The organism is Streptomyces coeruleoprunus (assembly GCF_039542925.1).
Taxonomy (GTDB): Bacteria; Actinomycetota; Actinomycetes; order Streptomycetales; family Streptomycetaceae; genus Streptomyces; species Streptomyces coeruleoprunus.
In genome coordinates this window covers 4106634-4122863 of record NZ_BAABIT010000001.1, presented here as the reverse complement: position 1 = coordinate 4122863, position 16230 = coordinate 4106634, and the positions used below count along the sequence as shown (strand labels likewise).

Sequence of the window (16230 nt, the reverse complement as noted above, 5' to 3'; positions counted from 1 at the left end):
TGTCAGCCTGGGGTGGTGCCGGTTCTGATCGCTTGGACGAATCAGTGATCGGTCAGGTCGCTTCGTCGGCCAGTTCGGCGACGCCCGTGATGCGGTGGAGGGGGTACGTGCGGACCTCGTCGGCGGTGTGGTCGTAGGCGGTGACGAAGCCGCCCTCGACGCGGACCGGGGCGATGACGCGCTGGCTGGCGGCTCCGTCGGCGTTGACGTAGCCGATCCAGACGGCGGAGTTGGTGAGGGCGGCGGCCTGGACGGTGGCCAGGGTCTCGGCCGGGGAGGTGCGGGGCAGTTCGCCGGGGGTGCGGGGCGCGGCCTCCTCCTTGCGGACCACCGTGGCGGCCAGGTCGCCGGCGCGGATCGCGCGGACGGCGGCGCCGAGGTGGGTGGCGTCGGGGGCGGGCGGGCCGTCGGGGACCGGGCCGGGCGCGGTGCGGGGCGGGGTGCGGTGGGCGTCGGCGCGGGTGACGAGGACGTCGCCACCGGCGGATTCGGCGGCGGGCGCGAGGCCCATGGTGCGCAGGCCCTCCAGGAGGGTCGCCGGGTCGGCCTCCGAGGCCAGGACGGTGGGCGCGAGGCGGCGCAGGCCCAGGGGCGCGGACCGCTTGTCGGCGAGGATCTCGCCGAGGAGCGCGTCGTCGTCGCAGCGTACGTACGAGGAGGCGGCGCCGACGCGGAGGTGGCCGTGCTTCCGGGCCACGTCGTCGACGAGGTAGGCGAGGGGCTGCGGGACCGGGGTGCGGGAGTGCGCGGCGAGGAAGGCGTGCAGGTCGGTCGCCGTGTGGCCGGCGTCGAGGGCGCGGCGTACGGAGGCGGGGGTGAAGCGGTAGACGGTGGCGCCGCCCTTCGACTCGACGTCCGCGAGGACGGACAGGGTGTCGGCGAGGGGCCGGCGCAGCGGGCCCGGCGCGACGGCCGTCAGGTCGGCCTGGAGCAGGACGTGGTCGACCGGCTCGGGCAGCAGGGGGGCGAGGAGGGCGACGGCGGTCTCGCCGGTGGCGTCGTCGAGGAGGGCGCGGGCGTGCTCGGCGAGGGCGCCCCGGCCGGTCACGCCGAGGAGCTCGGCCTCCATCAGGGTCCAGCGGGCCAGGCGGGCGCGCAGGTCGCTGCCGCCGGTGCCGGCGCCCCGCAGCGGGCGCTCCCAGGCGAGGCGGGCCAGCACCGTCTCCGGGTCGGGTGCGGCGCCCGGCGGCAGCGCGGCCAGCAGGTCCAGGACGCGGCGGCGCACCTCGGGCGCGGCGCCCCGGTCGAGGTCCGGGCCCAGCACCGACAGGGTGCGGCCCTTGGAGTCCTGGCCGCCCACGAGGCCGGGCGTGCGGGTCGCGGCGAGCCAGGTACGGGCCAGGTGGGCCCAGCGGCGCGCGGCCGGCAGGTCCAGCCAGTCGTCGTACGCGGGGGTGGGGGCGTACCGCTCGTCGGCCTCGCCGTCGGAGGCGAGGAGCCCGGCGCAGTACAGCAGCTCCAGCCAGAACGCGGCGACGGGCTCGGTGACGTCGAGCAGCGCGGCGGTGCGCTTGAGGTCGCGTACGGACATGCCGCCGGCCCGCAGGACGCCGGGGCCGCCCTGGTCCCACTTCTTGAGCAGGTCCTCGACGGTGGCGAGTGCCGTGTAGGCCTGGCCCGCCGCCGTACTGTCCACAACCTGTGGACGGTGTTCGCGCGCCGCCATGACGACGGGCGGCATGGGCTCGGTGCGCCGGTGCGCCCGGCCCGCCCGCAGGTGCAGGGCCACCTCGCGGGGCAGCACCACCGTGCGCATCGTCGCCGGCAGCAGCAGGCCCCGGTCGCGCAGCCAGCGCACGGGCGGCGTCGGGTTCGCGGTGACCTCCCCGTACGGCGGCCCCCACACGAGCCGGTCCAGCACGGCGAGCGCCTCCGCCGGGGCCTCGTCGAGGAGGGCGGCCATCCGGTCCCGGTCGGTGAACAGGGCGGTCAGCGCGGCGACGGCGGACACCGGGTCGTGCGTGCTGGGCAGCCCCGCCGCCTGGAGGATCTCCTGGAGCCGCCCCGGCGACATCCCGGCGGTGGCCTCGGCGACGGTGGGCCCGAGCCCGGTCGGCGACGGGTGCTGCGGCGACGGGGCGAGCAGCTCACGCGCGGTGCGCACCAGCCGCAGCCGGTCGTCGGGGCCCCACGCCAGGGCCTGCTCCCGCAGGACGTCCACGGCGCGCGGGAGGGCGGCGACGGCGTCCGGGTCGCCCGCGTCGCCGGCCATGAGCCCGAGGAGCACGCGGTACGGGGCGGGGTCGGGCGCCACGGCCAGCGCCTCGGCGGTCTGCAGCGTGAACCGGTCGAGCCGTTCCAGGGCCCGTACGACGGAGGCGCGGGTCCCGGCCCGGGTGGCGAGCTGCGTCAGGTCGCCCGGCACGGGCGCCAGCAGGTCGGGCCGGGCGCGCAGCAGCGCGGCCAGCCCCTCGTCGCCACGGTTGCGCAGCGCCTCCGCCAGCGTGCGCGGGGCCGTCGTCCCGTCCTGCACCTCGGCCACGTGCGCCTCCCACTCCCGCTCACCGGTCGCCGGCGCACCACGTTAGCCCCTGCCCCCGGCGCGGGGCCCCGGCCAGACGCTAACGTCGGGGCGTCGGCCGTGTCGGCCATGGAGGGGCACTGTGGGGATCGAGAGCGACCAGCTGGTCTTCGACTACCTGAGCCGGGTCGGCGACCTGGCCCAGCAGCGGCAGATGCCCTCGAAGGCGCGGATGAACCTGGTGGCGTCGCTGCGGGACGAGATCGAACGGCAGCGCAAGGGCGACGGCACGGACAGCCCGTCGGCGGTACGGCGCATCCTGTCGGGCCTGGGCACGCCGGACGCGGTGGTGACGGCGGCGGCCGGCGGGAACCTGGAGATCCCGGAACAGCGCACGGCCCGCACACCGCGCCGCGGCACGGCCTCGGGGGACGTGCCCGCACCCCGTACCCCCGTCGAGGAACCGTTCATGGGCGGCGGCGAGCCGGAGTGGTGGCGGGTCGACGACGGGATGGTGCCGGGGTTCCGGGGCGGCGTGGAGATCCCGGAGATATTCGACCTCCCGGAGGCGGAGAAGAAGAAGCTCCAGGAGCTGCGGGAGAAGGAGGAGGGCGACGAGGAGCGTCCCCCTTCGGACACGGAAGCCCCCTCACCGACAGGACGCTTCCCGCGTGTGACGAAGGTCCTGCGCGGGAAGCCCGCCGCGACGCGGCCCGAGGCCCCCGCCGAGGAGGCGGCACCCGCCGAGAAGAGCGCGCCCACGCGCTCGCTGCCCCGCAACCCCGTGCTGCTGCTCGCCGCCGTGCTGCTGGTCGTCGGCGTGGCGTTCGGTTCGTGGCTTGCCCTCGCGGGCGGCTGGGTCCTCGCGTACGCCTCGCGCCGGCTCAGCCGCGCCCAGGCGAAGTGGGCGGTCCTGGGCCTGCCGGGGCTTACGGCGGCGGGCGGGGCCGTATGGCTGTGGGGCCGGCTCTCGGGCCGCTGGGGCGACCCCATCCCCCCGGGCGGCGAGGCCCTGGGCGCCGCGCTGACGGGTACGTGGCCGTGGGTCGTCCGCGCGGCGGCCCTGGCCTCGGCGGCGTACCTGCTCCTGCGGGCCCGCCGGAGCTGACGTTCGCCGGGAACAGCGCGGCTCAGGTGTGCGCCAGGAAGCGGGCGATCTCCGCCGCCACGGCATCGGGGACCGTCGACGGCGCGAAGTGCATCTGGCCGGGGAACGTCGTGAGGGTGACCCGGGGCAGTGCGGTCGCGAGCCGGTCGAGGGTCCGCGGCATCGGTTGCCAGGTGTCGGCCCCGCGCATCAGCAGCACCGGGACGGTGACGGCGGACCAGCGCTCCACGTCCGCCGTGTCGGCGGCCATCGATTCCAGGTCACGGCACCAGCCGGACGCGTCGGCGGCTTCGTCGTCGGCCGCCTCGCCCGCGTCCATCAGATCCAGCAGCGCGGCCGGGACGCGGGCCACCTCCTCCCCCAGGAGCCGGTCGGCCCGCCGCCGCTCACCGCGTGCGGTCAGCTCCTCGAACCGGGCCAGGACGGGGGCCAGTTCCTGGCCGGCCGCGTACAGCGGCGGCTCCCACAGCACCAGCGACTGGACCGGCAGTCCGGCCGCCGCGGCGTGCAGGGCGACGGTGGCGCCGTAGGACATGCCGGCCAAGTGGACCGGGCGGCCGATCCTGTCGATCAGCGCCTTCAGGTCCCCCACTTCATCGGCGAAGCGCTTGGGCGATCGGCCCGCCCCGCTCGGGGCGTACCCGCGCCGGGCCGGCGTCCAGACCTCGAACCGGTCGGCGAGCCGCTCGGCCACCGGCTCCCAGGAGTGCGTTCCGCCGCCGGACCCGTGGACCATCACGACCGGCGGTCCGGACCCGATGCGCCGGCAGCCGATGGCGGTCCCGTCGAAGGACTCGAACGACACGGAGGACCCGGAGGACTTCGGCGACTCGATCATGCTCGGCATGACGAGACCGTCGCACGGCCCACCCAGGCCGTTCCACCGAATTTCCCCAGCTGGAGCAGCCGGCCCCGGCGGGGCGGCCGTCCCGCCGGACAGAACCCTGATCCGGCTCGACACATGATCGGCAAGCCGCGCGCGGTGGTGTCAGATGCCGCGTTCGATCATGTCGATGACGTGCCGGCCGGCTTCGTGGGCCTGGGTGGGGTGGAGGCCGCGGAGCGGGCCGTCGATGAGGAGGACGGCGAGTCCGTGGACGGCCGACCAGGCCAGGAACTCGGCTCCGGGGCGCCGGTCCTCGGCGAGCAGCCCGGTGGCCACGAGGTCGTCGAGTGCGTCGCCGAGCAGTTCGAAGGGGGTCTTTCCGGTGCTGCCCGCGGCGGTGTCGGCGGCGGCGTGGGTCATGTCGCCGGGGACGTGGAAGGCCGTGCGGAACAGGCCCGGTTCCTCCTGGGCGAACCGGAGGTAGCCGGTGCCGACGGCGCGGAAGCGGGCCCGGGCGGCGGCCACGGGGTCCTCGGCGGGGGGCAGGGCGGCCTGCTCGGCCTCCATGGTGCGGGCGACCTGGCCCATGGCCGTCTGGGAGACGGCGTGCAGCAGGGCGTCGCGGTCGGCGAAGTGGCGGTAGGCGGCGTTGGGGGCGACCCCGGCCTGCCTGGTGGCGGCGCGCAGCACGACGGCCTCCGGGCCGCCCCGGCGGGCGAGTTCGAGGGCCGCCTCGATCAGTGCGTTGCGGAGGTTGCCGTGGCGGTAGGTGTCCCGCTTGGCCTTTCCGTTCCCGGTCGCCGCCATGGCCGTCCCTTCCAATGTGGACAGCATCCACTTAAGTCGTCTAGGCTCCTGCACAAGCACTCGGGGGGCGCGGATCGCCGCATCCTCCGAATGTGGACATCGTACACAAGGCGCGGCCGACGGCCGCCCGAACGCCTGTCGCCAAGGGGGAACCGGCACTCATGGGAAAGATCACGCACTTCGTGCACCAGTCGCTGGACGGCTTCATCGAGGGTCCGAACGGGGAGTTCGACTGGCCCCGCATGGACGAGGAGCTGTCCGCCCATGCGCAGGCCCTCACCGAGAGCGCCGACGTCTTCCTGTACGGCCGTGTGGTGTGGGACATGATGTCCGGGTTCTGGCCCCGCGCCGAGGAGCTCTCCACCCACCCGCACGACCTCGCGTTCGCGCCCGTCTGGCGCGAGGCGCCCAAGGTGGTCGTCTCCTCGACGCTGACCGAGGCCGACTGGAACACCCGCGTCATCAACACCGACGTCATCGAGCAGCTGACCGCCCTCAAGGACAGCGGGACGCACCTGCTGCTCTTCGGCGGCTCCACGCTGGCCGGGTTCCTGACCGAGCACCAGCTGATCGACGAGTACCAGATCTTCGTCCACCCCGTCGTGCTCGGCGGCGGCAAGCCCGTCTTCACCACCCCCCAGCAGCGCCTCGACCTGACCCTGGCCGAGAGCAGGACCTTCGACTCCCAGGTCGTCCTCCTCCGTCACGAACGGATCAGCTAGGCCGCTTCGGGCGAGCGCGAGCCGCCCGGCGGGCGGGCGACCACCGATGAGTTTCTCCGCGCCCAGCGGTCTGAGAGAACAGTTGGCGCACCTCAGAGGCGCGTCCACACACGAGATACCGAGGAACCCACACATGCGCACCCTGATCAGCACCGCGTTCATCTCGCTCGACGGCGTCGTGGAGGGCCCAGGCGGCGAACCGGGCTACCGGAACTCCGGATGGACCTTCAAGGACGTCGAGTTCGTCCCCGAGGCGTTCGAGATCAAGGGGCGCGAGCAGCAGGAGTCCACCGCGGTCCTGCTGGGCCGGGCCAGCTACGAGGCGTTCAGCCCCGTGTGGCCGGACATGGCGGACTTCGCCGACTACAAGGTGATGCCGAAGTACGTCGTCTCCACCACCCTCACCGAGGACGACCTGGTGTCGAACTGGGGCGAGACCACGATCCTGCGCTCGCTCGACGAGGTCGCCGCCCTGAAGGAGACCGAGGGCGGCCCGATCATCGTCCACGGCAGCGCCTCGCTCAACCAGGCCCTCTCGGACGCCGGCCTGATCGACCGCTACCACCTGCTCGTCTTCCCGCTCCTGCTCGGCGCCGGCAAGCGCCTGTTCAGCGCCACGGACAAGGACACCCAGAAGCTGAAGCTGGTCGAGCACGAGGTCTACGCCAACGGCCTGCAGAAGAACGTCTTCGACGTCGTCCGCTGACCGGGCTGCCGCACTCGGAGCACGTCACCGGCAGCACACGAACAGAAGGGCAGAACTCCGACATGACCGCCGCAGTCAAAGGCCCTGCCAGCTACTTCCCGTCCATCGAGAAGAAGTACGGCCGCCCGATCGCCGAATGGAAGGACCTCATCCGCACCTCGCCCCTGACCAGGCACATGGAGCTGGTGGCCTGGCTCAAGACCGAACACGGCCTGGGCCACGGCCACGCCAACGCCCTGGTGGCCCACACCCTCGCCGAGGCCGGCGGCGAATGAGGCCCCGGGGTGCCGGGGGTGAAGGGCGTTCAGTGCCCCGCCATCGCCCGGCGTTCCGAGTCGTCCTCGCCGGAAGCCGCAGCCCCCTCGGCCGAGGTCGTCACGTCGCCGCTCCACGGCGCCCCCGGCACCACCAGGGGTGAGCCGGTCACCGGATCGGGGATGACCACCGCGTCCAGGCCGAAGACCTCGTGGACCAGGTCCGCCGTGACGATCCGCGACGGGGGTCCCTCGGCGACCACGCGGCCCGCCTTCATGGCCACCAGGTGGTCCGCGTACCGGGCCGCCTGGTTGAGGTCGTGGAGGACGAGGGCGACCGTGCGGCCACGGGCGCGGTTCAGGCGGCGGACCAGGTCCAGGACCTCGACCTGGTGGGCGATGTCCAGGTACGTCGTCGGCTCGTCGAGCAGCAGGAGGTCCGTCTCCTGGGCGAGCGCCATGGCGATCCACACGCGCTGGCGCTGGCCGCCCGACAGTTCGTCGACCGGCCGGTCGGCCAGGTCGGTCACGTCCGTGCGGGCCATGGCGTCGGTGACGGCCCGCTCGTCCTCCTCCGACCACTGCCGCCACCACGCCTGGTGGGGCTGGCGGCCGCGGGAGACGAGGTCGGCCACCGTGATCGCCTCGGGCGCGACCGGCGTCTGCGGCAGCAGGCCGACGGACTGGGCGATCTTCTTCGTCGGGATCGACGCCAGGTCCCGCCCGTCGAGCAGGACGGCCCCGCCCTTCGGCTTCAGAAGCCGTCCGAGCGCCCGCAGCGTGGTCGACTTGCCGCAGGCGTTCGGGCCGACGATCACCGTGACCTCGCCGTCCGGTATCGCCAGGTCCAGCCCGTCCACCACCGTGCGGTCCTCGTACGCGAGCGTCAGCCCGCGTGCGACCAGCCTGCTCGTCACGCCTTGCCTCCCGTACGACCGCGGCTGCGCACAATCAGCCAGATGAGATACGGCGCGCCCACGGCCGCCGTCAGAACGCCCACCGGCAGCTCGGCCGGCGCGAACAGCCGCCGCGCCAGCAGGTCCGCCGTCACCACGACGACCGCGCCCAGCAGCGCCGAGCACAGCAGCGGGATCTGGGCGCCCGGGTGAGCCGCCGGGCGATCTGCGGCGCCAGCAGCGCCACGAAGTCCACCGGGCCCGCCGCGCCCGTCGCGAGCGACGCCAGCACCACGCCGAGCAGGCCGAGCCCCAGCCGTACCCGCCCGAGCCGCACGCCGAGCGCCGTCGCCGTGTCGTCGTCCAGCGCCATGGCGCGCTGCGCCCGCGCCGCCCACAGCACGCACGGCACCAGCGCCAGCAGCGTCCAGCCGAGGGGCGCCGCCTCGTCCCAGCCGCGCCCGTTGAGGGAGCCGGTCATCCAGATCTGCGCCTGCTGGGCGACCAGGTAGTCGCCCTTCGTCATGAGCAGATGCGTCACGGAGCGCAGCGCGATCGCGAAGCCGATGCCGATCAGCACGAACCGGGTCGCGTGCAGGCCGCCGCGCCATGCGAAGAGGTAGACCAGTACGGACGCGGCGATGCCGCCCGCCACAGAGAGGTACGGCAGCACGGCGAACGACGTCACGCCGAACGTCATGGCGCCGACGGTCAGCGCGCCCGCGCCCTGGCTGATGCCGATGATGTCGGGGCTGGCCAGCGGATTGCGGGCGACGGTCTGGATGAGCGCCCCGGCCACGCCGAACGCGGCGCCCACCAGGAGGCCGAGCACCAGCCGCGGCAGCCGCAGGGTGCCCACGACCAGCTCGTCGGGGGACGGCCGGCCCGCCAGCACGTTCAGCACCTCGCCGGGCGCGACGAACGCCTCGCCGACGCACAGGTACGCGACGGACACCGCGGCCAGCAGCGCGGCCAGCGCCCCGGCGACGGCGACCGCGCGGCCGTGCACCAGCAGCGAGCCGCGCCCGCCGCGTACGACGACGTGTCCCGCGGCGGTCATGCCGGCACCGCCTTCCTCCGTACGAGCGCGACCAGGAAGGGCACGCCGATGAGCGCCGTCATCACACCCGCGGGCACCTCGCCCGGCGGGAAGACGATCCGCCCCACCACATCCGACACGAGCAGCATCACGGGCCCCACGAGCGCCGCCATGGGCAGCACCCAGCGGTGGTCGCTGCCGACGATCGCGCGGGCGATGTGCGGCACGGCGAGCCCGACGAACGCGATCGGTCCGGCGGCGGCCACGCCCGCGCCCGTCAGCACGGTCGCGCCGACGCCGGCCACGATCCGTACGGTCGCCACGCGCTGGCCCAGCCCCTTGGCGACGTCCTCGCCGAGCGCCAGCGCGTCCAGGCCGCGGGCGACCGCCACCACGAGCACGGTCCCGATGAGAAGGAACGGCCAGACCTGCGCGACGACGGCGGCGTCCCGCCCGGCGACCGAGCCGATCTGCCAGAACCGGAACTCGTCCAGCACCGCGGCCTTCGCCGTCAGGACGCCGGTCGTCACGGACAGCAGCAGCGCGTTGATGGCGGCGCCGCCGAGCGCCAGCTTCACGGGGGTGGCGCCGCCGCGCCCGGAGGCGGCGACGGCGTACACCGCGACCGACGCGACCGCCGCACCCGCGAAGCCGAACCACACGTATCCGGCCAGGGTGTGCACCCCGGCGAACGCGATCGCCAGCACCACGCCCACCGAGGCGCCCTGGCTGATGCCGAGGACACCGGGGTCGGCGATCGGGTTGCGGGTGATGCCCTGCAGGGCCGTACCCGCGACGGCGAGGGCGGCGCCCACCATGAGGGCGACCAGGGTGCGCGGCAGGCGCAACTCCAGGACTACGTCGGCCTCTCCGCTGCCGCCGCCGTGCAGCAGCGCGTCGAGCACGACGGACGGGGCGATGGGACGGGCGCCGACGGCGAGGCTCAGCAGGATCGCGACGCACAGCGCGGCGACGGCCACCGCTGTCGCGAAGACACGTCGGAAACGCACAGCGGCAGCCAATCAAGTGATCGAGTTCGGTAAGGCTTCGCTCAGTCTAAGCACCGTCCGAAAACCGCCCCAGGCACAATGGCCCCCATGCCCGCGACCTCCACCGCCCTCACCGTCGGCTTCGACCTCGACATGACCCTGATCGACTCGCGCCCCGGAATTCGCGCGACATATCAGGCCCTTTCCGCCGAAACAGGGGTGTGGATCGACGCGGATCTGGCGGTCACCCGTCTCGGCCCGCCGCTGGAGCACGAGCTGGCGAACTGGTTCCCGGCCGACCGCGTCGACGCCATGGTGGCCGCCTACCGTGAGATCTATCCCACATACGCCATCGAGCCGTCACTCGCCCTGCCCGGAGCGCGGGATGCGATTCAAGCCGTTCGCGCGGCGGGCGGCCGGGCCGTCGTCGTCACCGCCAAGAACGAACCGCACGCCCGGCTGCACCTCACGCACCTCCGCCTGGAAGCCGACCAGGTCATCGGCCGGCTGTGGGCCGAGGCCAAGGCCGAGGCACTGCGCGAGCACGGCGCCACCGTCTATGTGGGCGACCACCTGGGCGACATACGCGGCGCCCGCGCGGCCGGCGCGCTGGCCGTGTCGGTGGCCACCGGACCGTACGGCACGGAGGCCCTCACCGCGGCCGGCGCGGATGTCGTTCTCCCTGATCTGACGGCGTTTCCGGCCTGGTGGTCGGCCTATGCGGAGGCCTTGGCCTGACGTCGCTGCGCGGCGATGGAACGGAGCACGCCGGCACCGGCGATCAGGAAGCCGACACCCATCAGCATGCAGACGCCGTAGGCAATCGGGGGGAACGGCTCCGTCCCCAGGAAGAGTGGTGCCACGGTGACCAGAGTGGCGACCGCGCCGATGATGAAGACAATGGCTCCGGCACGGACGAGCCCGTCGCCGGGCGCGGCGCCGCTCGCGGGGGTTTCGTTACGCATTCGGCCAGGGTAGTTCCCAGGCCGGAGGAACAAACCGGCGACGTCTTGTCACCAGCCCCGGGACCATTAGCCTTGGTGCGTGGCGGGTCGTGGCGACCCGCTGCAGTGCTATCCAGAGCCATTTTCTGTGGCGTGACCCAACGAGTACGAGGACGAGGACAGGACGTGCCTACCGGCAAGGTCAAGTGGTTCAACAGCGAGAAGGGCTTCGGCTTTCTCTCCCGCGACGACGGCGGCGACGTCTTCGTGCACTCGTCGGTGCTCCCTGCCGGGGTCGACAGCCTGAAGCCCGGCCAGCGCGTGGAGTTCGGCGTGGTCGCCGGGCAGCGCGGCGACCAGGCGCTGTCGGTGACGGTCCTCGACCCCACGCCGTCGGTCGCGGCGGCCCAGCGCCGCAAGCCGGACGAGCTGGCGTCGATCGTCCAGGACCTGACGACGCTGCTGGAGAACATCACGCCGATGCTGGAGCGGGGGCGGTACCCCGACAAGGCCCACGGCAAGAAGATCGCCGGTCTCCTCCGCGCGGTGGCGGACCAGCTGGACGTCTGACCCCTGTCAGGGGAAGGCCAGGGCCGCCGGGGGGACCGGCGGGACCAGGCCCCCGTTCGCGGCGTGGGTCAGGAGGGTCCGGGCTGCTGTGCGGCCCTCCTCGCCCAGGTCCTCCGTGAAGTCGTTCACGTACAGCGCGATGTGCTGGTCCGCCACGGTCGGGGACATCTCCTGCGCGTGGGCCAGCACGTAGGACCGGGACGCCTCCGGGTCGGCCCAGGCGTGGCGTACCGACGCACGCGCCGCGTCGGCGAGGCGGCGCAGCGTCGGGGCCCCGAGGCTGCGCTTCGCGATGATCGCGCCCAGCGGGATCGGCAGCCCGGTCGTGGACTCCCAGTGCTCGCCCATGTCGGCCAGGCGGTGCAGCCCGTACCGCTGGTACGTGAAGCGTGCCTCGTGGATGACGAGGCCCGCGTCGACCTTGCCGTCCCGCACGGCGGGCATGATCTCGTGGAACGGCATCACCACCACGTCCCCGACCCCGCCGGGCACCGCCGTGGCGGCCCAGAGGCGGAACAGCAGGTAGGCGGTGGAGCGGTCGCTGGGGACGGCGACGGTACGCCCCGTGAGGGACACGCCGGGCTCGCGCGCGAGGACCAGCGGCCCGCAGCCGCGGCCGAGCGCGCCGCCGCAGGGCAGCAGGGCGTACTCGTCGAGGACCCAGGGCAGCACGGCGTACGACACCTTCAGGACGTCCAGCTCGCCGCGCTCGGCCATGCCGTTGGTGACGTCGATGTCGGCGAAGGTCACGTCCAGCGCCGGGGCGCCGGGCACGAGGCCGTGGGCCCAGGCGTGGAAGACGAAGGTGTCGTTGGGGCAGGGCGAGTAGGCGATCCGCAGGGCGGTGTCGGTCACGAGTCCTCCAGGAAGACGCCGCTGCTCAGCGGCTGGAACGCGGCCCGCAGCGCGTCCAGCGCGTCACCGATCCGCCAGGCGGCGCGGTCGCGCGGCCCGACCGCGTTGGACACGGCGCGGATCTCGACGGCGGGCACTCCGTGCGCCGCGGCGGCCTCGGCCACGCCGTACCCCTCCATGGCCTCGGCGCCCGCCCGTGGGTGACGGGCGGTCAGCTCGGCGGCGCGGGCGGCGGTGCCGGTGACGGTGGAGACGGTGAGGACCGGTGCGGTCAGGGTGCGGTGGCCGCTGCTCGCGACGGCGTCCGCGCACCGGGCCGTCAGCTCGGGCGGCGGGACGTGGACGGAGCGGCCGAAGCCCAGCTCCTCGACGGCGACGTAGCCGTCGGGGGTGTCGGCGCCCAGATCGGCGGCGACGATCGCGTCCGCGACGACGAGGGAGCCGAGCGGGGCGCGGGGCACGAAGCCGCCCGCTATGCCGGCGGAGATCACCAGGTCGTACGGGTAGGGCGCGGTGGCCAGGGCCGTCGCGGCGCCGACCGCGGCCGCGGCGGGCCCGACCCCGCCGGCGAGGACGTCGACGGCGGGCGCGGCGGGCCCGGTGAGCCGGGCCAGGGTGTGGCCGGTCAGCAGGTGGCGCGTCACGGTGTGGCCGCTGGGCAGCGGCCGGGAGGCGCGGGCGGCGCAGCCGACGAGTCCGGCGGCGACGGAGCGCGCCTCCGCCGCCACCGCGGTCACGACCAGGACGCGCAGCGTCACACCTTCTTGAGCTGGAAGTGGTAGACGCCGATCGCCTTCTTCGACTTGCTGTCGGTCTCCAGGATGCTGACGCGGACGCTCTCCGGCGCGGCGGCACCCATCTGACCTGCGAAGAACGCGCTCGCGCCGATCGTGCGGTACGTCTTCGTGTACGGCTCCTGCTCGGCGCGCTGGCCGTCCAGGAACAGCGTCCAGCCGTGCTCGGCGACCTCGGGGTCGACGCCGAAGTGGACCCGGTCGTCCATGGAGACCTCGACGGTCTTGCCGCCCTTCTGGTTCAGGCACTCCTGGACCTTGGACTCCTTGAGGCCGTCGCTGTCGTAGCAGGACGCCTCGGTGTGGACGGAGTTCGAGCCGACCGTCACGGTCGCGAGCGGCGTCGGCTTTTCGCAGGCGGAAAGGACGAGCAGGCCGGCGGAGACGGCACCCAGAGCGACGCCGGCCCGGCGGGCCCTACCGGAGAAGAACGCAACGGTCATGGGGCGAAGGCTATCGGGCCGGGCCGCGCGTGGCGCATGGGGGGCTCACGCGACGCGCGGGCGTGGCGCACGCCCGCCGTGCCGCGCCGCCACCACGAGCCCGCGCCCCGCCACCGCCACGCCCGCCGCGAGGATCGCCGCGGCGACGGCCATGCCGAGGGTGCCGTTCAGGGGCAGGGCGATGCCCACGGCGCCGCCCACGACCCAGGCCATCTGGAGCAGCGTCTCGGACCGGGCGAACGCGGACGTGCGCACGGACTCGGGGACGTCCCGCTGGATCAGCGCGTCCAGGGACAGCTTCGACAGGGCCTGGACGAGCCCGGCGACCGCGGCGAGCACCGCCACGACCAGGCTGCCGAAGAAGACGGCCGCGAGGACGGCCGCCGCCAGCAGGAGGCTGAGCATCGTCGCGATGATCACCTCGGGGGCGCGGGCCCTCAGCCAGGCGCCGATGGCCGTGCCGAGGGCGTTGCCGGCGCCCGCAGCGACCGCGACGATGCCGAGCGACACGGCCGCGCTCTGCCCGCCGAGCGGATGGACGCGCAGCAGGAACGCCAGGAAGAAGATCAGGAACCCGGACAGGCCGCGGATCGCCGCGTTCGCCTGGAGCGCGTGCAGGACGGCCGGGCCGACGGTGCGCAGGCTGGGCCTGCGCTCGCCGTGGGTGAGGATGTGCGCCTTGCGCTCGCCCTTGGCCGAGTCGACCTTGTGCGCCAGCGTGAACGCCAGGAACGTGCCGACGACGAACAGCACGAACGCCCCGTACAGTGGCCACTCCGGCCCGATCCGCTGGAGCCCGACGGCCACGGGCGCGGCCAGCCCGGTGGCCAGCAGCCCGGACAGGGTCACCCGCGAGTTCGCCTTCACCAGCGAGAAGCGGGGCGGCAGCAGCCGCGGCACGACGGCGGAGCGCACCACCCCGTACGCCTTCGAGGAGACGAGCACGCCGAGCGCCGCCGGGTACAGCTCCAGGCCGCCGGTGGAGACGGACCGGGACAGGGCGACGGCCAGCAGGGCGCGGGCGAGCATCGCCCCGGCCATGGCGGCGCGGCGGCCGTGCGGGAGGCGGTCGAGGAGCGGCCCGATGACGGGGGCCAGCAGGGTGAACGGCGCCATGGTGATCGCCAGGTAGAGGGCGACCCGGCCGCGGGCCTCGTCGGTCGGCACGGAGAAGAACACCGTCGACGCGAGCGCCACGGTGATCATGACGTCGCCGGCGCCGTTCACGGCGTGCAGCTCGATGAGTTTGCCGAGGCCGGACTCGCCCGCCCCTTCGGCGTGGGTGGCCCGGCGGATGCCGCGGGCCGTGGAGGTGACCGGCAGGTGCGCGCCGCGGGCCAGCCGACGGCCCGCCGTGCGGAGCCCGCGGAACCGCCCGGCGCCCTGCGAAGACTTCGTCGGCCTCGGGGACCACCTCGCGGCTGCCACGTCGCCATAGTGCCCCACCGGCCCCGCGCGTGAACGGTCGGGATCCGGGTCCGGGGGGCTACTTGGGGCGGGCAGGTGGGCGGCGGGCTGCGGAAGGGGTAGCGTGCGTAGCGCGCCACCGGCGGAAAGTTCTCGGCCGCGCGCCTCTTCGGCATCCCGCAGAATGGATGACATGAGGTGTGCCCGAGTTCGTCGGGCGCGGACGTCGATGCGGCCCGCTGGTCCGCTCCGCCCGCAGCCCTGCACGCGCATCGGCCGGCGCACCTGTGAGACGGCGTAGGAGAGAAGCGAGACCTGTGAGTGCTGCGACGACGCGAAGCCGTGCCCGGCGTACCCCCGCCCTCGACCGCCTGTGCGCCGAGGCGGTAGATCTCGCCAGGGAGGCCGCCGAGGAGGCCGCCGCGCCCGGCGTCGTCGGCGAGCATGTGGAGGCGGTCGCCGAGGGCGACCGGGTCGTCACGCACTTCTTCGAGTGCAAGGAACTCGGCTACCGGGGCTGGCGCTGGGCCGTCACCGTCACCCGCGCCTCCCGTGCGAAGGCCGTGACGCTCGACGAGACCGTGCTGCTGCCGGGCGCGGACGCGCTGCTGGCACCGGAGTGGGTGCCGTGGAGCGAGCGGCTGCGCCCCGGCGACATGGGTCCGGGCGATCTGCTGCCGACCGAGGCGGACGATCTGCGCCTGGAGCCCGGCTACTCCGGTGAGGAGGAGCCGCCGCCCAACTCCGCGGTGTCGGAGGAGATGACGGACCGGGCGGACGCCGAGGACGCGGAGTTCGTCTCGCGCACGCCGTCGCGGGGCTCCATCGCCGCGGTCGCGGAGGAGCTCGGCATGCGCCGGGCCCGGGTGCTGTCCCGGTACGGGCTGCACGTGGCGGCGGACCGCTGGGAGGAGGCGTACGGGGCGAAGACCCCGATGGCCCAGGCGGCTCCCGCGTCGTGCCTGTCGTGCGGCTTCCTGATGCCGATCGGCGGCTCCCTGGGGCAGGCCTTCGGGGTGTGTTCCAACGAGTTCTCGCCGGCGGACGGCCGGGTGGTCTCCCTCACCTACGGCTGCGGCGGCCACTCGGAGGCGGCGGTCATGCCGAAGCCGCCGCGTCCGGCGCCGCCGGTGCTGGACTCGATGGGCGCGGACGAGTTCCCGCTGCGGCCGGCCCGCGACAGCGGCTCGGTGCCGGAGACCGCGGACGCGGAGTCGGAGGACCTGGGCCACTCCTGAGGCCCGGGCCCGCCCGGCCCGGCTGGCACCCCCGGCCCGCCTGGTCCGCCCGGCCCGCCTGGCCCGCCTGGTCCGCCTGGCCCGAGACCTTGAGCCTTTGACCGCCCCGGCCCTCCTGCCGCCCCCGGACCGGGGGGGCCGCAGGAGGGCCGGGGCGTCACTGTCGTGCGT

The 16230-nt window shown here is 74.3% G+C and carries 17 protein-coding genes and 1 pseudogene; 7 read left to right on the top strand and 11 right to left on the bottom strand.

Annotated elements, in window-relative coordinates; all coding sequences use genetic code 11:
- Positions 1–52: 52 nt before the first annotated feature.
- Positions 53–2482 carry a helicase-associated domain-containing protein gene (locus ABEB09_RS18415; protein ID WP_345691009.1) on the bottom strand — a complete coding sequence of 810 codons (2430 nt, stop codon included), beginning with the start codon at positions 2480–2482 and terminating at the stop codon, positions 53–55.
- Between the two features lie 121 nt (positions 2483–2603).
- Between ABEB09_RS18415 and ABEB09_RS18410 the strand changes: the two genes are divergently transcribed.
- Positions 2604–3569, top strand: a complete 966-nt coding sequence (locus ABEB09_RS18410) for a hypothetical protein (protein WP_345691008.1) — start codon at positions 2604–2606, stop codon at positions 3567–3569.
- 22 nt (positions 3570–3591) lie between these two features.
- Here ABEB09_RS18410 and ABEB09_RS18405 read toward each other — a convergent pair whose 3' ends face one another.
- Together ABEB09_RS18405 and ABEB09_RS18400 are read right to left on the bottom strand one after the other, a co-directional pair.
- Positions 3592–4416, bottom strand: coding sequence for an alpha/beta fold hydrolase (locus tag ABEB09_RS18405; RefSeq protein ID WP_345691007.1), 825 nt, complete (start codon positions 4414–4416; stop codon positions 3592–3594).
- 141 nt (positions 4417–4557) lie between these two features.
- Positions 4558–5202 (bottom strand): TetR/AcrR family transcriptional regulator, encoded by a 645-nt coding sequence (locus ABEB09_RS18400; RefSeq protein WP_345691006.1) that lies wholly within the window; start codon positions 5200–5202, stop codon positions 4558–4560.
- A gap of 161 nt (positions 5203–5363) precedes the next feature.
- Between ABEB09_RS18400 and ABEB09_RS18395 the strand changes: the two genes are divergently transcribed.
- The 3 genes from ABEB09_RS18395 (at position 5364) to ABEB09_RS18385 (ending at position 6905) form a co-directional block, all read left to right on the top strand.
- Entirely contained in the window at positions 5364–5924 is a 561-nt protein-coding gene (locus ABEB09_RS18395; RefSeq protein WP_345691005.1) for a dihydrofolate reductase family protein, read from the top strand.
- 133 nt (positions 5925–6057) lie between these two features.
- Positions 6058–6630 (top strand): dihydrofolate reductase family protein, encoded by a 573-nt coding sequence (locus ABEB09_RS18390; RefSeq protein WP_345691004.1) that lies wholly within the window; start codon positions 6058–6060, stop codon positions 6628–6630.
- Between the two features lie 62 nt (positions 6631–6692).
- Positions 6693–6905, top strand: coding sequence for a DUF4287 domain-containing protein (locus ABEB09_RS18385; RefSeq protein ID WP_345691003.1), 213 nt, complete (start codon positions 6693–6695; stop codon positions 6903–6905).
- 29 nt (positions 6906–6934) lie between these two features.
- Here ABEB09_RS18385 and ABEB09_RS18380 read toward each other — a convergent pair whose 3' ends face one another.
- From ABEB09_RS18380 to ABEB09_RS18370, 3 genes and pseudogenes are all read right to left on the bottom strand, one after another.
- Positions 6935–7801, bottom strand: coding sequence for an ABC transporter ATP-binding protein (locus ABEB09_RS18380; RefSeq protein ID WP_345691002.1), 867 nt, complete (start codon positions 7799–7801; stop codon positions 6935–6937).
- Positions 7798–8840 (bottom strand): annotated as a pseudogene (locus ABEB09_RS18375) (FecCD family ABC transporter permease). Before ABEB09_RS18375 ends, ABEB09_RS18380 begins: the two are co-directional and overlap by 4 nt.
- Positions 8837–9841 carry a FecCD family ABC transporter permease gene (locus tag ABEB09_RS18370; RefSeq protein WP_345691001.1) on the bottom strand — a complete coding sequence of 335 codons (1005 nt, stop codon included), beginning with the start codon at positions 9839–9841 and terminating at the stop codon, positions 8837–8839. The pseudogene ABEB09_RS18375 and the gene ABEB09_RS18370 overlap by 4 nt, the downstream one beginning before the upstream one ends.
- 66 nt (positions 9842–9907) lie before the next feature.
- Between ABEB09_RS18370 and ABEB09_RS18365 the strand changes: the two genes are divergently transcribed.
- Positions 9908–10546: an HAD family hydrolase gene (locus ABEB09_RS18365; RefSeq protein WP_345691000.1), complete on the top strand. Its 639-nt coding sequence runs from the start codon at positions 9908–9910 to the stop codon at positions 10544–10546.
- Here ABEB09_RS18365 and ABEB09_RS18360 read toward each other — a convergent pair.
- Complete coding sequence (locus tag ABEB09_RS18360) at positions 10525–10773, bottom strand: hypothetical protein (RefSeq protein ID WP_345690999.1); 249 nt, start codon at positions 10771–10773, stop codon at positions 10525–10527. The two genes, ABEB09_RS18365 and ABEB09_RS18360, sit on opposite strands and share 22 nt — an antisense overlap.
- Before the next feature lie 165 nt (positions 10774–10938).
- On the opposite strand from ABEB09_RS18360, the gene ABEB09_RS18355 reads away from it, so the two are divergent.
- Positions 10939–11322, top strand: a complete 384-nt coding sequence (locus ABEB09_RS18355; RefSeq protein WP_023587975.1) for a cold-shock protein — start codon at positions 10939–10941, stop codon at positions 11320–11322.
- 6 nt (positions 11323–11328) lie between these two features.
- Here ABEB09_RS18355 and ABEB09_RS18350 read toward each other — a convergent pair whose 3' ends face one another.
- From ABEB09_RS18350 to ABEB09_RS18335, 4 genes are read right to left on the bottom strand one after another with little or no spacing between them, the layout of a single operon-like run.
- The gene (locus tag ABEB09_RS18350; protein ID WP_345690998.1) at positions 11329–12177 is read right to left on the bottom strand and encodes a 1,4-dihydroxy-6-naphtoate synthase; all 849 of its coding nucleotides are present in this window, start codon (positions 12175–12177) and stop codon (positions 11329–11331) included.
- Positions 12174–12929, bottom strand: coding sequence for a futalosine hydrolase (locus ABEB09_RS18345; protein ID WP_345693981.1), 756 nt, complete (start codon positions 12927–12929; stop codon positions 12174–12176). The genes ABEB09_RS18350 and ABEB09_RS18345 overlap by 4 nt, the downstream gene beginning before the upstream one ends.
- A gap of 2 nt (positions 12930–12931) precedes the next feature.
- Positions 12932–13414 (bottom strand): DUF2771 domain-containing protein, encoded by a 483-nt coding sequence (locus ABEB09_RS18340; protein ID WP_345690997.1) that lies wholly within the window; start codon positions 13412–13414, stop codon positions 12932–12934.
- A 45-nt stretch (positions 13415–13459) separates the two neighbouring features.
- Positions 13460–14842: an MFS transporter gene (locus ABEB09_RS18335; protein ID WP_345690996.1), complete on the bottom strand. Its 1383-nt coding sequence runs from the start codon at positions 14840–14842 to the stop codon at positions 13460–13462.
- Between the two features lie 296 nt (positions 14843–15138).
- Between ABEB09_RS18335 and ABEB09_RS18330 the strand changes: the two genes are divergently transcribed.
- Positions 15139–16059 (top strand): DUF3027 domain-containing protein, encoded by a 921-nt coding sequence (locus tag ABEB09_RS18330; RefSeq protein ID WP_345690995.1) that lies wholly within the window; start codon positions 15139–15141, stop codon positions 16057–16059.
- The last annotated feature ends 171 nt before the right edge of the window (positions 16060–16230 follow it).